Here is a 16,551-nt window from a genome sequence, read left to right on the forward strand (position 1 = left end):
GGTGGGCCGATGACGTACGTGCAGCGGGCCGCCGATCGCTTCCGCGGCGGCGATCCGGCGGCCGGGATCGAGACCTGGCACGCCTTCTCCTTCTCGGGCTTCTACGACCCCGACAATGTACGGTTCGGCCCGCTCGCGGCCTGCAACGAGGAGCGGCTGGCGGGCGGCGCGGGCTTCGCCGAGCATCCCCACCGGGACGTGGAGATCGTCACATGGGTGGTCGAGGGCGAGCTCACGCACGAGGACTCCACCGGGCGGACCGTGACCGTCCGCCCCGGCGACCTCCAGCGACTGAGCGCCGGCTCCGGCGTCCGGCACACCGAGCGCAACGCGGGGTCGGTGCCGCTGCGGTTCGTCCAGATGTGGCTGACGCCGTCCGATTTCGGGGGCGAACCGTCGTACGAGGTGGTGCGGGGTATCTCCGATGGGACGCCGTACGCCTTGCGGCGGGCGGAGGCGGTGTTGCACGTTCGTCGCCTGCGGAGTGGCGAGTGCGCGGGGCTGCCGGACGCGCCTTGGCTGTACGTGCATGTCGTACGAGGCGCGGTGCGTCTGGGCGGCGAGGTGCTGCGGGACGGGGACGCGGCTCGGGTGTCCGATGCCTCCGGCGTGACCGTCGAGGCGATCGGCTCCGCCGTCGAGGTGCTCGCGTGGGAGATGCACGCCGAGCCGCGTTTCGAGTAGGCCCGGCGCTGCGCGCCGGGATTCGCCCACCCTCCCGCCCGATTACCCGGACCGTTACCGCTGACGAAGTTCGCTGATCACCGCGTCCGTCAGCAGAGGCCATGCCTCGATCGCCCAGGAGCCGAAGGCCCGGTCCGCGAGGGCTACGCACGCCGCGCCCAGCTCCGGGTCGACCCACAGGAACGTGCCGGACTGCCCGAAGTGGCCGAACGTCCGCGGCGAGGACGACGTGCCCGTCCAGTGCGGGGACTTGCCGTCCCGGATCTCGAAGCCGAGGCCCCAGTCGTTGGGCCGCTGGTGCCCGTAGCCGGGCAGCACGCCCGTCACCCCGGGGAAGACCACCGTCGTGGCCTCGTCCAGCGTGGTGCGCGACAGCAGTCGCGGCGCCTGGAGCTCGGCGGCGAACCGGGCCAGGTCCGTGACCGTCGAGACGCCGTCCTTGGCGGGCGAGCCGGGCAGGTCCGTGGAGTCCATGCCGAGGGGCTCCAGGACCGCCTGCCGGAGGTACTCGGCGAAGGGGATGTCCGTGGCCTTGGCGATGTGGTCGCCCAGGGCGTCGAAGCCGGCGTTGGAGTACAGCCGCCGGGAGCCCGGCTCGGCCATGGCGCGGTACTCGTCGAAGGCGAGGCCGGAGGTGTGGGCGAGCAGATGGCGCACCGTGGCACCGGGCGGGCCGGCCGGCTCGTCGAGCTCGATCGCGCCTTCCTCGACGGCGATCAGCGCGGCGTACGCGGCCAGCGGTTTGGTGACGGAGGCCAGCGGGAAACGGTGCCGGGCCGGGCCGTGCGCACCCGCGTAGGTGCCGTCGGCGCGTACGACGGCGGCCGCAGCGGTCTTGACGGGCCAGTTCTCGATCATCCGCAGGCTGTCCATGGCAAGGAGCCTAACGCGCGGCGGGATCGGTCCGGATCACGTCGATTCCCGCTTGCTTCGAGTGCACTCCAACTCTCTAGGTTGGGGACGCACCGCACGGGGCGAGCGAGGGGGAAGCGGCAATGACATTGATGGACACCGAGAGCGCGCCGGCGACAGCGGTGGACGACCTCCGCTCCCCGCTCGCCGGCGAGCGCCAGCGTCGCCCGGAGGGCCGGGACCGCTACACGATCAGCGAAGTGGCCACGTACGCCGGGCTGTCCGCGCACACCCTGCGCTGGTACGAGCGGATCGGGCTGATGCCCCACGTCGACCGCTCCCACACGGGGCAGCGCCGCTACACCGACCGCGACCTGGACTGGCTGGACCTGGTGGGCCGGCTGCGGCTGACCGGGATGCCGGTGGCCGACATGGTCCGCTACGCGGAACTGGTCCGCCAGGGCGAGCACACCTTCCCCGAGCGCGAACGGCTGCTGAGCGCGCACCGCGACGACGTGCGGATGCGCATCGCGGAGCTGCGCAGCACGCTGGAAGTACTGGACTACAAGATCGACATCTATGCCGACGCCCGCCGGGCGTCCGAAGGGGCATGACGGAAGATGAGCAACGACAAGATCGCACGCGTGGCCCTCGGCGACAACGGTCCGGAGGTCGGCGTCCAGGGCCTGGGCTGCATGGGCATGAGCTTCGCCTACGGCCCGACGACGGACGAGGCGGAGGCCCGGGCGACGCTGGAGCGGGCGCTGGAGCTGGGCGTCACCCTCTACGACACCGCCGACATGTACGGGATGGGCGAGAACGAGAAGTTCATCGCCCCCTTCATCCGGGCCAACCGGGAAGACGTGGTGCTGGCGACGAAGTTCGCCATCGACGCCAACCCCGAGAACCCCGCGGACCGGACCATCCGCAACGACCCGCCGTACATCCGCAAGGCCGTCGAGGGCAGCCTGCGGCGGCTGGGTGTCGAGCAGATCGACCTGTACTACATGCACCGCCGCGACCCCGAGGTCCCGCTGGCGGAGTCGGTGGGCGCGATGGCGGAGCTGGTGGCCCAGGGCAAGGTCAAGCACCTGGGCCTGAGCGAGGTCACGGGCAGCGAGCTGCGCGAGGCGCACGCCGTGCACCCGATCGCCGCCGTGCAGTCGGAGTGGTCGCTCTTCAGCCGGGACATCGAGGAGAACGTCGTCCCGGTGGCCCGTGAGCTGGGCGTCGCCCTCGTGCCGTACTCGCCGCTGGGCCGCGGCTTCCTGACGGGTGCTTTCACGAACGCCGACAAGGACCTGTCGTCCGACGACTGGCGCCGCACCCAGCCGCGTTTCACGGGTGACAACGCGTCGGCGAACGTCGCCCTGCTGGAGCCGCTGCGGCGGATCGCCGAGGCGCGGGGCGTCACGCTCGCCCAGGTCGCGCTGGCATGGGTGCAGCAGCGGGCGGAGGTGGAGGGCCTGACGGTCGTTCCGATCCCGGGCACGCGCAAGCGCTCCCGTCTGGAGGAGAACGTGGGCGCCACCCGCGTGGAGCTGACGGCGGACGAGCTCGCGGCCCTGGAGCCCATCGCCGGCAAGGTCGCCGGCGACCGCTACCCCGACATGCGGTTCACGTCGGCGGGCCGGGAGTAGCGGGCCGGGAGCAGTCGTCGCTCAGACGCCGGAGGGGCTGACCACGTCGGCTCCTCCGGCGTCCGAGGGCCCTTCGGCGTCCGAGGACCCTTCGGCGTTCGAGGGCCCCTCCCCCGTCTCCCCCGTCAGGTCCCGCGCCAGCAGCGTCGCCCCGGCCACGGCGCCCGGCATCACGAACACCGCGACGAGCGGCACCAGGAAGAGCAGGGTCAGCGGCACTCCGAAGCCCAGCACCAGCAGCTTGCGGGAGCGCAGCAGCTCCAGGCGCTCCTTCAGCGGAACCCTTCGCCGTTGCAGGGCGACGGCCGTGAGTTCCTCTGTCAGAAAGAAGCCGGAGACGCAGAAGCCGATGGCCGGGACCACCGTCTGGCCGACGAAGGGCACAAAGCCCAGGGCGAAGAAGAGGACGCCCCACAGCGCGGCCCGGACGAGCACGGCGAGGCTCTCACGGGCCGAGATCCACAGCTCCCGCCAGAGCGGCAGCCCGGACGACGGGGCGCTGCCGCCCTCCGCCAGGTCGACCCGCTCGGACAGCGCCTCGTAGAAGGGCTGTCCGACGAGCAGCGTCACCGCGGTGAAGGAGAGCAGCGCCAGCAGCAGACAGCCTCCGAAGAACAGCGCCGTCAGTGCGCCGCGGAAGAGGCCGAGCCAGGGCAAGCCCCAGCCGTCGGCGAAGGGCGTCGCCCAGTCGACGACGTCGTCGGACCGGAGGACGAGCACGGTCATCGCCGCCGCGTACCCGATCAGGGTGATCAGCCCGGGCAGCAGCCCGAAGCCCCACTGCCGGCGGTTGCGCCCCACCCAGCGCTGGCCCTTGACCAGGTACGACATGCCCGTCACTAGATCTCGCATGGCGGCACATCGTAGCCGCCGGGGTGGGCGGCCCCGTGCCGTCAGAGCGTGACGATCATCTTGCCGGTGTTCTCCCCGCGCAGCAGTCCGAGGAACGCGTCGACGTTGTGCTCGATGCCCTCGACAACGGTCTCGCGGACCTTGAGCTCGCCGGAGCGGATCCAGCCGCCGACCTCCTCGACGAACTGCGGGCGCAGCGCGTTGTGGTCCGAGACGATCATGCCCTGGACGCGCAGCCGCTTGGCCAGGATGTTGACCATGTTGCGCGGGCCGGGCACGGGCTCGGTGGCGTTGTACTGGGCGATCATGCCGCAGATGGTGACGCGGCCGTGGAGGTTGAGGGCGCTCAGCGCCGCTTCGAGGTGCTCGCCGCCGACGTTGTCGAAGTAGACGTCGATGCCGTCGGGGGCCGCTTCCTTCAGCTGCTCGACGACCGGGCCGTCCTTGTAGTTGAAGGCGGCGTCGAAGCCGTACTCCTCGCGCAGCACCCGGACCTTCTCGTCCGAGCCCGCGCTGCCGATGACGCGCGCGGCACCCTTGAGCCGGGCGATCTGGCCGACGAGGCTGCCGACGGCACCGGCGGCGCCGGAGACGAAGACGGTGTCGCCCTCCTTGAAGGAGGCGACCTCCAGCAGGCCCGCGTAGGCGGTCATGCCGGGCATGCCCAGCACGCCGAGGTAGGCGGAGAGCGGGGCAGCCTTGGGGTCGACCTTGACGGCGCGGGCGGCGTCGACCACCGCGTAGTCCCGCCAGCCGAGGCCGTGGAGGACGTGGTCGCCCACCTCGAAGCCCTCGGCCCGGGAGGCCACGACCTCGCCGACCGCGCCGCCGTCCATCGGCTGGTCCAGCTGGTACGGCGGGATGTAGGACTCGCGCTCGTCCATGCGGCCGCGCATGTAGGGGTCGACGGACAGGTGGATGTTGCGGACCAGGATCTGGCCCTCACCGACCTCGGGGAGGGTGACCTCGCGCAGAGCGAAGTCCTCCGGCTTCGGCCAGCCCACGGGGCGGGCGACCAGGTGCCATTCCCGGGCGGTCTCGGGGATGCGGGCGGCTGTGGCGGTCATGGGAACAACCCTCCAGATACTTAAGAACCTCAACCAATCATGTGCATCGATATTTCACTATGTCAAGCAACCGGTTAGTCTGGTCCCCATGACACCCCCTCCGCAGCCCGCCGACGCCCTGACCCTTGAGGTGGTCGACCTCATCGCGACCGTCGTCGCGCGCTACCACGAGGAGTACGAGGAGGCGGCCGCCCGGCACTCGCTCACCGGCGCCCAGGCGCGCGTCCTGGCCCTGCTGGCCCGGGAGCCGCTGCCGATGCGGCGGATCGCCCTGAAGCTGAAGTGCGAGCCGTCCAACATCACGGGGATCGTCGACCGGCTGGAGGCCCGGGACCTGGTCGAGCGCCGCCCGGACCCGGACGACCGCCGGATCAAGCTCGCGGCGGCCACGGAGGAGGGCCGCCGGACGGCCGCCCGGCTGCGGGAGTCGCTGCACTTCGCGCGCGAGCCGCTGGCCGGGCTGTCCGAGGCGGAACGCGCCGCGCTGCGGGACCTGCTGAAGCGGATGCTGGGCGAGCCGGTCTGACGGACGCCAAAGCGCGCGTGCGGCCCGAGCGGCCCGCCCGGTGAGGGCTACGCGTACAGACCTACGCGTACAGACCTACGCGGACAGCCGCAGTTCCCCCGCCGTGACGACCGTCCCCAGCCGCGGCATGTCCAGCGCCACCGACGCCCGGTGCTCCTCGGCCGTCAGCGCGCTCATCGCGTCCTCGACGAAGACGAGCTCGTAGCCGTGGTCGGCGGCCGCCCGGCCGGTCGACTCCACGCCGAGGTTGGTGGCGATCCCGGCGAGCACCAGCGTCCGCACCCCGCGCTCGCGCAGCCGGTCGTCGAGCCCGGTGCCGTGGAACGCGCCCACGGTCCGCTTGACGATCTCGATGTCCCCCGGCTCCGCGACCCCCGCGAGCAGCCCGCTGCCGGGCGGCTGCTCGGCGAGGCCGGGCCGCTCCACCCGGACGACCACCACCGGCGCCCCCGCCTTGCGGAAGGAACGCGCCAACTCCGCCGCCGCCCGTGCCACTTCGTCGCCGGGGTGGGGCGCGAGGGGCAACGCCACGAGGCGCTCCATGAGGTCGACGAGGACGAGTGCGGTGCACTGGGGGTCGAGTTCCGTCATGGACCCAGACCGTACCGGCCGCGACCTCGGCGTGGGCGGCCTCCGGGCCAGCTCACGGCTGCCGGTAGGTAAAGCTTCCGCGAAAGGGGGACTTCGGGGCACGCGGCCGGCAACTCGCCGAGGTTTTCCGATGCGTTGCCGAAAGGCGGGGCGGGTGCGCCACGATGGCACGCATGAGACCGTCTTCCGAGCCCGCCCCCGGGCCCGCCGCCGCCTTCGGACCCCTGGAGTTCCAGCTCGTGCTGCTGCGCCGGATGGCCGACCACCAGCCCGGGCTGGTCGAGGACGCGCTGCGCGAACTGGGCGTCGGGCGCGCCGAGATGCGTGAGGCCAACCGCCGCTGGCAGGCCATGACGCGCTCCCCGCGCGGCCGGGGCGCGGGGCCCCGCTACCGCTCCGTCCTGGGCCCGCCGGAGAGCACCGGGGAGCGCCGCGTCGGCGATCTGGCCTTCGAGGCGGCGTCCTGGCCGGTGCCGCTCTGGCCCGGGCTGCGCTTCGAGGTTTTGAGCGCCCCCGGCGGCGCGGTGTGGAACGAGTGGCTGGTCCGCGCGCCCGGGGCCGGGCCGGCCGTGCCGCGTACGGTCGAGGAGCTGCTGCCCTGGTCCTGCACGGTGGACGAGGTCGCCCGCGCCTTCCCGCCCGCCCGGCCGATGGAGGGCACCGCCCCGACGCGCTGGCGGCTGGCCTTCACGGCGCCGGACGCGGGCGGGGTGCGGAGGGAGTACGTCGCGGAGTTCACGTGGGGGTTGTTCCAGCGGTTGATCCCTTGAGCGTTCCGTTGGATGTCCGGTACGTCGTCCGCGGGTGCGTCGTGGCTGGTCGCGCAGTTCCTCGCGCCCCTTCGGGGCGCTCCCGGACCGAGGGCGGAATGGCCGTTCGGCCGAGGCGGAGGCGTCGGAGCAGGGCCTAGGTTGGGGCGCATGCCCATGTCCGTGCCCCGTTCCCTGACGGCCCTGCTGCTGGTGCTGGCCGCCGTGCTGCTCGGCGCCGCCTGTACGCCGGGCGGCGGGACCGGCAAGGCCATCGGCGGTCCGGCGCAGGCCGAGGAGCCGTCCCGGGTCGCCATCCCGTCCCTGGGCGTGGACAGCCCGCTGATACGGCTGGGCAGGAACGGCGACGACGCCGTGCAGGGGCCGCCGCCGGAGAAGGGCAGGACCGCGGGCTGGTACCGGGACAGCGCCAAGCCGGGCACCCGGGGCGCCGCCGTGATCATCGGCCATGACGCGACCGGCGACGGCAAGGCCGTCTTCCGCGACCTCCACAGGATCCAGGAGGGCGACGTGATCGACGTCGAGCGCGGCGACGGCAAGATACTGCACTTCACGATCACCGGCACGGAGAAGGTCGCCAAGAGCGCCTTCCCCCTGCGGAAGGTCTACGGGGAGACCCAGGAGAAGGCGCTCCGCCTGGTCACCTGCGCGGGCGACCTCGGCACGGCCGGTCGCCCGGCGGAGAACCTGATCGTCTACGCGAGGCTCGCGTAGCCGGCGACGCGGGAGGCGTCAGGCGAGCTCGGCGTCCAGGGTGATCGTCGTCCCGGTGAGCGCCTGGCTGACCGGGCAGTTCTTCTTGGCGCCCTCGGCCGCCTCCGCGAAGCCCGCCTCGTCCAGGCCCGGCACCGTGCCGCGGACGGAGAGGTGGATGCCGGTGATGCCCTCGCCGGGCTGGAAGGTCACCTCGGCCTTGGTCTCCAGCCGGGTGGGCGGGGTGCCGGCGCCGGTCAGGGCGTGCGAGAGGGCCATGGAGAAGCAGCTGGAGTGGGCGGCCGCGATCAGCTCCTCCGGGCTGGTCTTCCCATTGGCCTGCTCGGCGCGGGAGGCCCAGGTGACCGGGTACGTCCCGATGCCGGACGACTCGAAGGCGATCTCGCCATTGCCCTTGATCAGCTCGCCGTTCCAGACGGTGGTGGCGATGCGGTTGGTGGCCACGCTGTCTCCTCTATGCAGTACGGGTAATGCGGTACGGGTCGTAGAGCGGTGTCAGGACGACCGCCCGATCATTCTGTGCCCGGCGGCCGCCCTCAGGCTCCGACACGCCCGTTCCAGGCGACCAGGGCGGGGCGGCCGTGCTCGGTGCCGATGCGGCTGACCGTGCCGGTGTCCAGCCGGAACAGCGCGCCCGCCGACGGCGGCAGCCCGAGCCTACGAGCCGTCAGCACCCGCAGGAAGTGCCCGTGCGCGACGAGCGCGACGTCGCCGGGGACACCGTCCGCCAGGCGGGAGGCGATCCGGGCCAGCACCCGGTCGGCACGGGCGCCGACCTCCCCCGGTGACTCGCCGGGGTGCTCCGGCGGACCGGGCGCGACCCCGTCGTCGAAGAGGAACCAGCCCGGCCGGTCCCGCTGGATGGCGGCCGTGGTGACGCCCTCGTAGCCGCCGTAGTCCCACTCCCGCAGGTCCGGCTCGGTCTCCGCGCCCTTCAGCCCCGCCAGCTCGGCCGTGCGCACGGCCCTGATCCGGGGGCTGGTGAGCACCAGGGCGATGTCGCGCCCCTCCAGCACCGGGCGCAGCGCCTCGGCCTCCCGCTCCCCGCGCTCGGTCAGCGGGAGGTCCGTCCAGCTGGTGTGCCGGCCGTCCCGGCTCCAGGCCGTCTCGCCGTGCCGGATCAGCAGCAGCTCACCCATCGCTGCCGGGAGCCGCCGCCCCCTCGGCCCGGGCCTGCTCCACCGAGGCCCGCACCTCGTCCATGTCCAGGGCCCGCGCCTGCTTGATGATGTCCTCCAGCGCGGGCTCCGGCAGCGCGCCGGGCTGGGCGTAGACGGCGATGTTGTCCCGCACGATCATCAGCGTGGGGATCGACCGGATCCCGAACGTGGCCGCGAGCTCGGGCTGGGCCTCGGTGTCCACCTTCGCGAAGACCAGGTCCTGGTGGCGCTCGGCCGCCCGCTCGAACACGGGCGCGAAGTTCCGGCACGGGCCGCACCACTCGGCCCAGAAGTCGATGAGCACGAATCCGTTGCCGGAGACGACCTCGTCGAAGTTGTCCTTGGTGAGCTCCACGGTGCTGCTGCTCATGAGCGCCTTCCCGCTTCCGGTTGTCGCGTTGCCACGTGCCTGCGCGCGTGCGTCCGGGCCAGTGTGGCCCACGCACGCCAACAGGCGGGGAGGGCGGCCTATTCCGGTGAGATCGGCGTCACACCGGGTGCCGCGACCCCGTACCGCCCCCGGAAAACACCGCGCCCCGGCCGGGAGTACCCGGTCGGGGCGTCGAAACGGCAGGCGAGATCGTTTCTGCACCTGAACCGCGCGTGTGGGGCGGGTGGGACTCGAACCCACGGCCGACGGATTATGAGTCCGCTGCTCTAACCGGCTGAGCTACCGCCCCGTTCACGGCGCGTCGCGCACAACTGTGCGCGCCGTCTGCCGCAGCATAGCCGCTCATACGATCTGCTGCCCCGGTGGGTCCGTATCGTGTGATCGGTCTGACCATGAGGACTTCGATCACGCCCGTTCGGTTCCCGCTTCCGGCGGTTTCCGGCATGAAAAAAGGACCCCGAGGGGTCCTGATCTCTCTGCTCCTCCAACTGGACTCGAACCAGTAACCTGCCGATTAACAGTCGGCTGCTCTGCCAATTGAGCTATAGAGGATCGCGCTCCCCCGACTGGACTCGAACCAGTAACCTGCCGGTTAACAGCCGGCTGCTCTGCCAATTGAGCTACAGGGGATTGTCGCGTTTGCCTCGAATGCTCCTCCGGCCGGTCTCCCGGGCGGCGTGCGTTCGCTGCGAGACATACATTAGCGCAAGCAGGGGGGTGCTCCGCCAATCGGTATCCCCGCGGCCCCCTGGAGTGACCTTCGGCCCGGCCGGGTAAGCGCCCGGGCGGCGGGCTCAGCGGACCCAACGGAAGGACGGGCGCGATGCGCTACCGGCTGACCTTCATCACCGGCGCGGCTGTGGGGTACGTCCTCGGCGCGCGCGCCGGGCGCGAGCGGTACGAGGAGCTGCGCAAGGGCGCGCGGCGGATCGCGCAGAACCCGGCGGTGCGCAACACCGCCGAGACCGCCGCGGTGAACGGCCGGGCGCTGGTCACCCGGACCTTCGACAAGGTGGGGGACCGGCTGCCCGGCTCCGTCGCGGACCGGATCCGCTCCCTGCGCGAGCGGGGACAGGGCGACCTCGAGGACGACTGGGGCACGAGCAACACCTGACCGGCCCCCGAATGGCACGTCCGGATGCCGGTGGAGCCGAAAGGTTTGGCATCATCTCGGCATGGGCATAGTCGCGGGGTTGGGCAGTTCCTCCGAGGGCACGAGCGTCGTCGTCTGCGACGCGGAGTCGGGAGCCGTGCTGCGGCAGGGCTACGCGCCCCATCCGGCGTCCGCTCCGGAGGGTGACCCTCAGGCATGGCTGATCTCCCTGGGCGAGGCGGCCACCGGCGGAGTGCTGGAGGGCGTCCAGGCCATCGGCGTCGCCGCGCAGCAGCACGGGCTGCTGACGCTGGACGCGGGCGGCGTCCTCGTCCGCCCCGCCCTCCTCGGCAACGACAAGCGCGTCCAGGCCGCCGCGGCCGAGCTGACCGACGCCCTGGGCGGCCGGGCCGCGTGGGCGGAGGCCGTCGGTTCGGTGCCGCAGGCCGGGCAGGCCGTGGCGAAGCTGCGCTGGCTGGCCCGTAACGAGCCGGAGTCCGCGGCCCGGGTGGCCATGGTCCTCCAGCCGCACGACTGGCTGGTCTGGCAGCTCCTGGGCCGCCCGGTGCGGTGCGCGACCGACCGCGGCGACGCCTCCGGCACGGGCTTCTGGTCGGCGGCCACGGGCGAGTGGCGGCCCGATCTGGTGGAGCTGGCCCTGGGCCGCCAGGCGACGCTCCCGGACGTGCTCGGGCCCGCCGAGCCGGCCGGGCACACCCCCGAGGGCCTGCTGATCTCCGCCGGCACGGGCGAGACGATGGCGGCGGCCTTCGGGCTGGGCGTGGGGCCGGGCGACGCGGTGGTCTCGCTGGGCGCCTCGGGCTCCGTCTTCGCCGTGCACCACTCCGCGCTCGCGGACGCGACCGGCACCATCACGTCCTTCGCCGACGCGACCGGCATGCACCTGCCCGTCGTCCACACCCTCAACGCCGTGCGGGTCCTGCGCGGCACCGCCGAGATGCTCGGCACGGACCTGCCGGGCCTCTCCGAGCTCGCCCTGCGCTCCTCCGCCGGCTCCTACGGGCTGGTGCTCCTGCCCTACCTGGAGGGCGAGCGGACCCCCCACCTGCCCCACACGGCGGGCACGCTGGCCGGCCTGCGGCGCGAGAGCATGAAGCCCGAGCATCTGGCCCGGGCGGCCTTCGAGGGCATGCTGTGCGGCCTCACGGACGCCCTGGACGTGCTGCGCGGGCGCGGTGTCGAGGTGCGCCGGGTGTTCCTGCTGGGCGCGGCGGCCGAACTGCCGGCCGTGCAGGCGATCGCGCCGTCGCTGTTCGGGGCGCAGGTCGTCGTGCCGCAGCCGGCCGACTACGCGGCGCTGGGCGCCGCCCGGCAGGCGGCCTGGGCGCTGGGCGCGCAGCAGGGCGTGCTGTCCCCGCAGCAGCCCCCGCTGTGGCCCGCCGCGGCCAGCGCGGTCTTCGACGTCGCGGGCGAGGACCTGGCGCTCGGGCAGGCGGTGCGCCAGCAGTACGCGACCGTGCGCGAGCAGACCCACCCCGGGGCCTTCGACGCCGTCCAGTAGCCCCCGCGAGCGGGCGCCTCAGTCCAGGTAGCCGCGCAGCTGGTCGGCGAAGGCGTGGTCGCGCAGCTTGTTGAGGGTCTTGGACTCGATCTGGCGGATGCGCTCCCGGGTGACGCCGAAGATCCGGCCGATCTCCTCCAGGGTGCGCGGCCGGCCGTCGACGAGCCCGTAGCGCAGCTGGACGACCTTGCGCTCGCGCTCGCCGAGGGTGGAGAGCACGGCCTCCAGGTGTTCGCGCAGCAGCAGGAAGGCGGCCGACTCGACGGGCGAGGCGGCGTCGCCGTCCTCGATGAGGTCGCCGAGGGCGACGTCGTCCTCCTCGCCGACGGGCGCGTGCAGCGACACCGGTTCCTGGGCCAGCCGCAGGACCTCGCTGACGCGTTCCTCGGACAGGTCGAGGGTGGCGGCGACCTCCTCGGCGGTGGGTTCGTAGCCGCGCTCCTGGAGCATCCGGCGCTGGACGCGCACCACCCGGTTGATCAGCTCGACGACGTGGACGGGGACGCGGATGGTCCGGGCCTGGTCGGCCAGCGCCCGGGACATCGCCTGACGGATCCACCAGGTCGCGTACGTCGAGAACTTGTAGCCGCGCGCGTAGTCGAACTTCTCAACCGCCCTGATGAGACCGAGGTTTCCCTCCTGGACGAGGTCGAGCATCGTCAGCCCGCGGCCGATGTAGCGCTTGGCGACGGAGACGACGAGGCGCAGATTCGCCTCGATGAGACGGCGCTTGGCCATCCTGCCGAGCACGACCAGCCGGTCGAGGTCGAGGGCGAGCTGGGTGTCGAGGTCCGGGGTGCTGCCGAGCTTCTCCTCGGCGAACAGGCCCGCCTCGACCCGGCGGGCGAGCTCCACCTCCTCGGCGGCGGAGAGCAGCGGGATCCGGCCGATCTCCCTCAGGTACTGGCGGAAGAGGTCGGAGGAGGGGCTGCTCGTGTCGGCCCGTGCGGGCCGTTCGGCCCGTTCGGGGACCGGCTCCGGGGCGGGATCGTCGGGGAGGGCCAGGGTCTCGGACGCTGGCGGCTCGGCCTGCTGGGGCACCGCCGCCAGCGGGTGGGCCGGGGCCTTCAGGGTCGGGGTCCGGGTCTGCACGGGGGCGACCTCCAGGTGATCGCTGCTGAGGCGGCAGAACGAGCGGCTGGACGTGCGGCTTGACGTACGGCGGAGCGGTCGGGCGCGACGGCTGCCGGGGAGCCGGCGCGGCGTCGGACATCGGGGGGATTCCGGTCCGGCACACCGGACCTGCCGCGCTCCGGGCCCCCATGAGGCACCGCCCACCAGTGTGGGGCACGACGCGTCCCCGCCACGAGGGGCGTGCGCTCACTTTCTGAGCCCGGACCGTGACCGGGTGCTTACGGCGGGGGTGCGTTACCGCGCCCCGAAGGGGCGCGGGGAACTGCGCGACCGGCAACGGACGGCCCGCGGCTAGAGCGCCGCCGCCCCGCGGTCCTTCAGTGCCCGCCCGTACTGCTCGAGCACCCACAGCTCGTTCTGCACGGCCGCCAGGTGCTCCGGATCCGGCCGGTCGCCGAGGCGGACGAGCCCGGCCTGGACGTCCTGGATGCGCCGCTCGACGGCCCGCAGCCGCACCTGTACGAGCTGGACGCCCGCGTAGCCCTCGTCGACGGTCTTCGCGCGGATCGCCTCGACGGCGAGCTCGGTGACCAGGGACCGGACGGTGTCGTCGGGCGCGGCGTCGCGGACCTTCGCCAGATAGCCCGCGTCGGCGTGGGTGACACCGCCGGCCGCCTCGATAGCGCGGCGCACGAGCACGTAGGGGGCGGCGGTGAACTCGTCCTCGCCGTAGGCGTCGAAGGCCGGGGCCACCAGGTGGGGGTGCTGGAGGGCGAGCTTGAGCAGCTCGCGCTCGGTGAGCGCGGCGGGGCTGCGCAGATTGAGCGCGGGCCCGCGCGGGCCCTGCGGGGCCGCTGCCGTGGGCTGCGGCGCACCGGGGGCCCGGCCCGCCGGACCGCTTTGCGGCCCGCCTGCGGGGCCGTTTTGCGCCCGGCCCGCGGGGCCGCCCTGTGCCCGGCCGGCGCCGCGCTCGCGCGCCCAGCGGGCGAGCTGCCCCACGCGCGTGACGACGAACTGCGTGTCGAGAATGCCCAGCAGGCCGGCCAGCCGCACGGCGTACTGGTGGCGGATGGAGCTGTCCTTGATGTTGGCGACGATGGGGGCGGCCGCCTCCAGTGCCGCCGCCTGGCCCTCGGGCGCGCTGACGTCGTGCCGGGCCACCGTGGAACGGATGGCGAAGTCGAACAGCGGCGTGCTGTCCTCGACGAGCCGTAGTACGGCTTCGTCGCCCTGGTCGAGGCGGAGCTCGCAGGGGTCCATGCCGCCGGGGCTGACGGCGATGTTCGTGCTCGCGGCGAACTTCTGGTCGTCCTCGAAGGCGCGCAGGGCGGCGCGCTGCCCTGCCGCGTCCCCGTCGAAGGTGAAGATCACCTTCGCGCCGGAGTTGTCCATCAGCAGTCGGCGCAGGATCTTCACGTGGTCGCCCGCGAACGCGGTGCCGCAGGTGGCGATGGCGGTGGTGACGCCGGCCAGGTGGCAGGCCATGACGTCGGTGTAGCCCTCGACGACCACGGCGCGGTTGGTCTTGGCGATGTCCTTCTTGGCGAGGTCGATGCCGTAGAGGACGTGCGACTTCTTGTAGATCGCCGTCTCTGGGGTGTTGAGGTACTTCGGGCCGTTGTCGTCGTCGCGGAGCTTGCGGGCGCCGAAGCCGATGACCTCGCCGGTGATGTCGCGGATGGGCCACATCAGACGGCCGCGGAAGCGGTCGATGGGCTTGCCGCTGCGGCTGTCCTGGGCGAGGCCGGAGAGCAGCAGCTCCTTGTCGGAGAAGCCCTTGCCGCGCAGGAAGCGGGTGAGGTGGTCCCAGCCGGCCGGGCTGTAGCCCACGCCGAAGTGCTCGGCTGCGGCCTGGTCGAAGCCGCGGCCCGCCAGGAACTTCCGGCCGATCTCGGCCTCGGGGCTCGCCAGCTGGTCCGCGTAGAACCGGGCGGCGATCTTGTGGGCCTCGATCAGGCGGATGCGCTCGCCCTGCTGGCGGCCCGGGGTGTAGCCGCCCTCCTCGTAGCGCAGGGTGATGCCGGCCTGGGAGGCCAGGCGCTCGATCGTCTCGGCGAAGGAGAGGTGGTCGATCTTCATGACGAAGTCGACGGTGTCCCCGCCCTCCTGGCAGCCGAAGCAGTAGAAGAGCCCCTTGGCGGGACTGACCTGGAAGGACGGGGACTTCTCGTCGTGGAAGGGGCACAGGCCCTTGAGGTTGCCGCCGCCCGCGTTGCGCAGCTGGAGGTACTCGGACACGACGGCGTCGATCGGGACCGCGTCCCGGACCGCCTTCACGTCGTCATCGTTGATCCTGCCTGCCACGCCGTGAATTCTACGGCCGGGCACCGACAGCGCGAGCCCCCTCGGCTACGGCACGAAGGACCGCAGCGGCACGGAGGGGTCGGCGAGGGCGTCGAGGTCCGGGCGGGCACCGGCGCGGATGAGTTTCTGGATGTCCTCGGTGACGTCCCACACATTGACGTTCATCCCGGCGAGGACCCGGCCCTCGGCGAGCCAGAAGGCGATGAACTCCCGCTTGCCGACGTCGCCCCGGCAGACCACCTGGTCGTAGGCGCCGGGCGGGGCGTAGCCGGAGTACTCCATGCCGACGTCGTACTGGTCGGAGAAGAAGTACGGCACCCGGTCGTAGGAGACCTCCTGGCCGAGCATGGCGCGGGCGGCGGCGGGGCCCTCGTTCAGGGCGTTGGCCCAGTGCTCGACGCGCAGCCGGGTGCCCAGCCAGGGGTGCTCGGCGGCGGCGACGTCGCCGGCGGCGTAGATGTCGGGGTCGGAGGTGCGCAGGGAGGCGTCGACGGCGATGCCGCCGCCGTCGGCGCGGTCGACGAGGGCGAGGCCGGCGGCCTCGGCGAGGGCGGTGCGGGGGGCGGCGCCGATGGCAGCGAGGACGTCGTGGGCGGGGTGCTCCTCGCCGTCGTCGGTGCGGGCGGCCAGGACCATGCCGTCGTGGCCGGCGATGTCGGTGAGGCGGGCGCCGAAGTGGAAGCGGACGCCGTGCTCGGCGTGGAGGTCGGTGAACAGCTGGCCGAGTTCGGGGCCGAGGACGGTGTGCAGCGGGGTGGGCTCCGGCTCGACGACGGTGACCTCGGCGCCGTAGCCGCGGGCGGCGGCGGCGACCTCCAGGCCGATCCAGCCGGCTCCGGCGATCACGAGGTGGCCGTTGTCCCGGCCGAGGGAGGACAGCACGCCGCGCAGCCGCTCGGCGTGGGCGAGGCGGCGCAGGTGGTGGACGCCGGCGAGGCCGGTGCCGGGGATGTCGAGGCGGCGGGGCTCGGCGCCGGTGGCCAGCAGCAGCTTGTCGTAGTGGACGAGGGTGCCGTCGCCCAGGCGCACGGTCTTCGCGGCCCGGTCGAGGTGGACGGCGGGCTGGCCGAGGTGCAGCTCGACGTCGGCTTTGGCGTACCAGTCGGGCTTGTGGACGAAGACGCTGTCCCGGGCGTCGCGGCCCGTGAGGTACCCCTTGGAGAGCGGCGGCCGCTCGTAGGGGTGCTCGCGTTCGTCGCAGATGAGGATCACCCGGCCGGTGAATCCCTCCTGCCGGAGGGTCTCGGCCGCCTTGGCGCCGGCCAGTCCTCCTCCGACGATGACGAACGTCTGGTTCGCGTCCACCACTTG

The 16,551-nt window shown here is 72.9% G+C and carries 18 protein-coding genes and 3 tRNA genes; 8 read left to right on the forward strand and 13 right to left on the reverse strand.

The genetic code is table 11. The annotated features are described in order from the left end of the window. Window positions 1–9: 9 nt before the first annotated feature. Window positions 10–684, forward strand: a complete 675-nt coding sequence (locus ACFYZR_RS02760) for a pirin family protein (RefSeq protein WP_391903959.1) — start codon at window positions 10–12, stop codon at window positions 682–684. Between the two features lie 54 nt (window positions 685–738). Here the strand turns inward: ACFYZR_RS02760 and ACFYZR_RS02765 are convergent, their stop codons facing one another. Further along, window positions 739–1,557, reverse strand: a complete 819-nt coding sequence (locus ACFYZR_RS02765; protein ID WP_391903961.1) for a serine hydrolase domain-containing protein — start codon at window positions 1,555–1,557, stop codon at window positions 739–741. A gap of 122 nt (window positions 1,558–1,679) precedes the next feature. Here ACFYZR_RS02765 and ACFYZR_RS02770 point away from each other — a divergent pair, with 122 nt between their 5' ends. Beyond that, the gene (locus ACFYZR_RS02770; RefSeq protein WP_391903963.1) at window positions 1,680–2,150 is read left to right on the forward strand and encodes a MerR family transcriptional regulator; all 471 of its coding nucleotides are present in this window, start codon (window positions 1,680–1,682) and stop codon (window positions 2,148–2,150) included. A 6-nt stretch (window positions 2,151–2,156) separates the two neighbouring features. Next, a complete protein-coding gene (locus ACFYZR_RS02775; RefSeq protein WP_391903965.1) occupies window positions 2,157–3,176 on the forward strand; it encodes an aldo/keto reductase in 1,020 nt (339 codons plus the stop codon). A 21-nt stretch (window positions 3,177–3,197) separates the two neighbouring features. On the opposite strand, the gene ACFYZR_RS02780 is transcribed toward ACFYZR_RS02775, so the two are convergent. Together ACFYZR_RS02780 and ACFYZR_RS02785 are read right to left on the reverse strand one after the other, a co-directional pair. After that, a complete protein-coding gene (locus tag ACFYZR_RS02780) occupies window positions 3,198–4,028 on the reverse strand; it encodes an EI24 domain-containing protein (protein ID WP_391903968.1) in 831 nt (276 codons plus the stop codon). 41 nt (window positions 4,029–4,069) lie between these two features. Next, a complete protein-coding gene (locus ACFYZR_RS02785) occupies window positions 4,070–5,095 on the reverse strand; it encodes an NADP-dependent oxidoreductase (RefSeq protein WP_391903971.1) in 1,026 nt (341 codons plus the stop codon). 88 nt (window positions 5,096–5,183) lie between these two features. Between ACFYZR_RS02785 and ACFYZR_RS02790 the strand changes: the two genes are divergently transcribed. Continuing rightward, on the forward strand, window positions 5,184–5,621 hold the full coding sequence (locus ACFYZR_RS02790; protein ID WP_391903974.1) for a MarR family winged helix-turn-helix transcriptional regulator: 438 nt from the start codon (window positions 5,184–5,186) through the stop codon (window positions 5,619–5,621). Window positions 5,622–5,696: 75 nt separating this feature from the next. On the opposite strand, the gene ACFYZR_RS02795 is transcribed toward ACFYZR_RS02790, so the two are convergent. Then, window positions 5,697–6,212 (reverse strand): isochorismatase family protein, encoded by a 516-nt coding sequence (locus ACFYZR_RS02795; RefSeq protein WP_391903977.1) that lies wholly within the window; start codon window positions 6,210–6,212, stop codon window positions 5,697–5,699. A 173-nt stretch (window positions 6,213–6,385) separates the two neighbouring features. Between ACFYZR_RS02795 and ACFYZR_RS02800 the strand changes: the two genes are divergently transcribed. Both ACFYZR_RS02800 and ACFYZR_RS02805 read left to right on the forward strand, forming a co-directional pair. Further along, window positions 6,386–6,982 carry a hypothetical protein gene (locus ACFYZR_RS02800; protein ID WP_391903980.1) on the forward strand — a complete coding sequence of 199 codons (597 nt, stop codon included), beginning with the start codon at window positions 6,386–6,388 and terminating at the stop codon, window positions 6,980–6,982. 150 nt (window positions 6,983–7,132) lie between these two features. After that, complete coding sequence (locus ACFYZR_RS02805; protein WP_391903982.1) at window positions 7,133–7,696, forward strand: sortase domain-bontaining protein; 564 nt, start codon at window positions 7,133–7,135, stop codon at window positions 7,694–7,696. Between the two features lie 18 nt (window positions 7,697–7,714). Here the strand turns inward: ACFYZR_RS02805 and ACFYZR_RS02810 are convergent, their stop codons facing one another. The 6 genes from ACFYZR_RS02810 to ACFYZR_RS02835 all read right to left on the reverse strand — a co-directional run bounded on the left by ACFYZR_RS02810 (window position 7,715) and on the right by ACFYZR_RS02835 (window position 9,877). After that, window positions 7,715–8,140 (reverse strand): OsmC family peroxiredoxin, encoded by a 426-nt coding sequence (locus ACFYZR_RS02810; protein WP_391903985.1) that lies wholly within the window; start codon window positions 8,138–8,140, stop codon window positions 7,715–7,717. Between the two features lie 92 nt (window positions 8,141–8,232). Next, window positions 8,233–8,835, reverse strand: coding sequence for a histidine phosphatase family protein (locus tag ACFYZR_RS02815; protein WP_391903987.1), 603 nt, complete (start codon window positions 8,833–8,835; stop codon window positions 8,233–8,235). Continuing rightward, on the reverse strand, window positions 8,828–9,226 hold the full coding sequence (gene trxA, locus ACFYZR_RS02820; RefSeq protein ID WP_391903990.1) for a thioredoxin: 399 nt from the start codon (window positions 9,224–9,226) through the stop codon (window positions 8,828–8,830). The genes ACFYZR_RS02815 and trxA overlap by 8 nt, the downstream gene beginning before the upstream one ends. 236 nt (window positions 9,227–9,462) lie before the next feature. Then, window positions 9,463–9,536 (reverse strand) — tRNA-Ile (locus tag ACFYZR_RS02825). Window positions 9,537–9,726: 190 nt separating this feature from the next. Further along, window positions 9,727–9,799 (reverse strand) — tRNA-Asn (locus ACFYZR_RS02830). Between the two features lie 5 nt (window positions 9,800–9,804). Further along, a tRNA-Asn gene (locus tag ACFYZR_RS02835) sits at window positions 9,805–9,877 on the reverse strand. Window positions 9,878–10,070: 193 nt separating this feature from the next. On the opposite strand from ACFYZR_RS02835, the gene ACFYZR_RS02840 reads away from it, so the two are divergent. Together ACFYZR_RS02840 and ACFYZR_RS02845 are read left to right on the forward strand one after the other, a co-directional pair. Next, complete coding sequence (locus ACFYZR_RS02840; protein WP_391903992.1) at window positions 10,071–10,361, forward strand: YtxH domain-containing protein; 291 nt, start codon at window positions 10,071–10,073, stop codon at window positions 10,359–10,361. Between the two features lie 61 nt (window positions 10,362–10,422). Then, window positions 10,423–11,862, forward strand: coding sequence for an FGGY family carbohydrate kinase (locus ACFYZR_RS02845; RefSeq protein WP_391903994.1), 1,440 nt, complete (start codon window positions 10,423–10,425; stop codon window positions 11,860–11,862). 18 nt (window positions 11,863–11,880) lie between these two features. Here ACFYZR_RS02845 and ACFYZR_RS02850 read toward each other — a convergent pair whose 3' ends face one another. The 3 genes from ACFYZR_RS02850 to ACFYZR_RS02860 all read right to left on the reverse strand — a co-directional run bounded on the left by ACFYZR_RS02850 (window position 11,881) and on the right by ACFYZR_RS02860 (window position 16,548). Beyond that, on the reverse strand, window positions 11,881–12,954 hold the full coding sequence (locus tag ACFYZR_RS02850; protein ID WP_391903997.1) for an RNA polymerase sigma factor: 1,074 nt from the start codon (window positions 12,952–12,954) through the stop codon (window positions 11,881–11,883). A 333-nt stretch (window positions 12,955–13,287) separates the two neighbouring features. Continuing rightward, entirely contained in the window at window positions 13,288–15,240 is a 1,953-nt protein-coding gene (gene dnaG, locus ACFYZR_RS02855) for a DNA primase (protein WP_391904000.1), read from the reverse strand. 45 nt (window positions 15,241–15,285) lie between these two features. Further along, the gene (locus tag ACFYZR_RS02860) at window positions 15,286–16,548 is read right to left on the reverse strand and encodes an NAD(P)/FAD-dependent oxidoreductase (RefSeq protein ID WP_391904002.1); all 1,263 of its coding nucleotides are present in this window, start codon (window positions 16,546–16,548) and stop codon (window positions 15,286–15,288) included. Window positions 16,549–16,551: the final 3 nt, after the last annotated feature.

Origin of the sequence: Streptomyces sp. NPDC001678 (genome assembly GCF_042892945.1) — a bacterium.
Classification (GTDB): domain Bacteria; phylum Actinomycetota; class Actinomycetes; order Streptomycetales; family Streptomycetaceae; genus Streptomyces.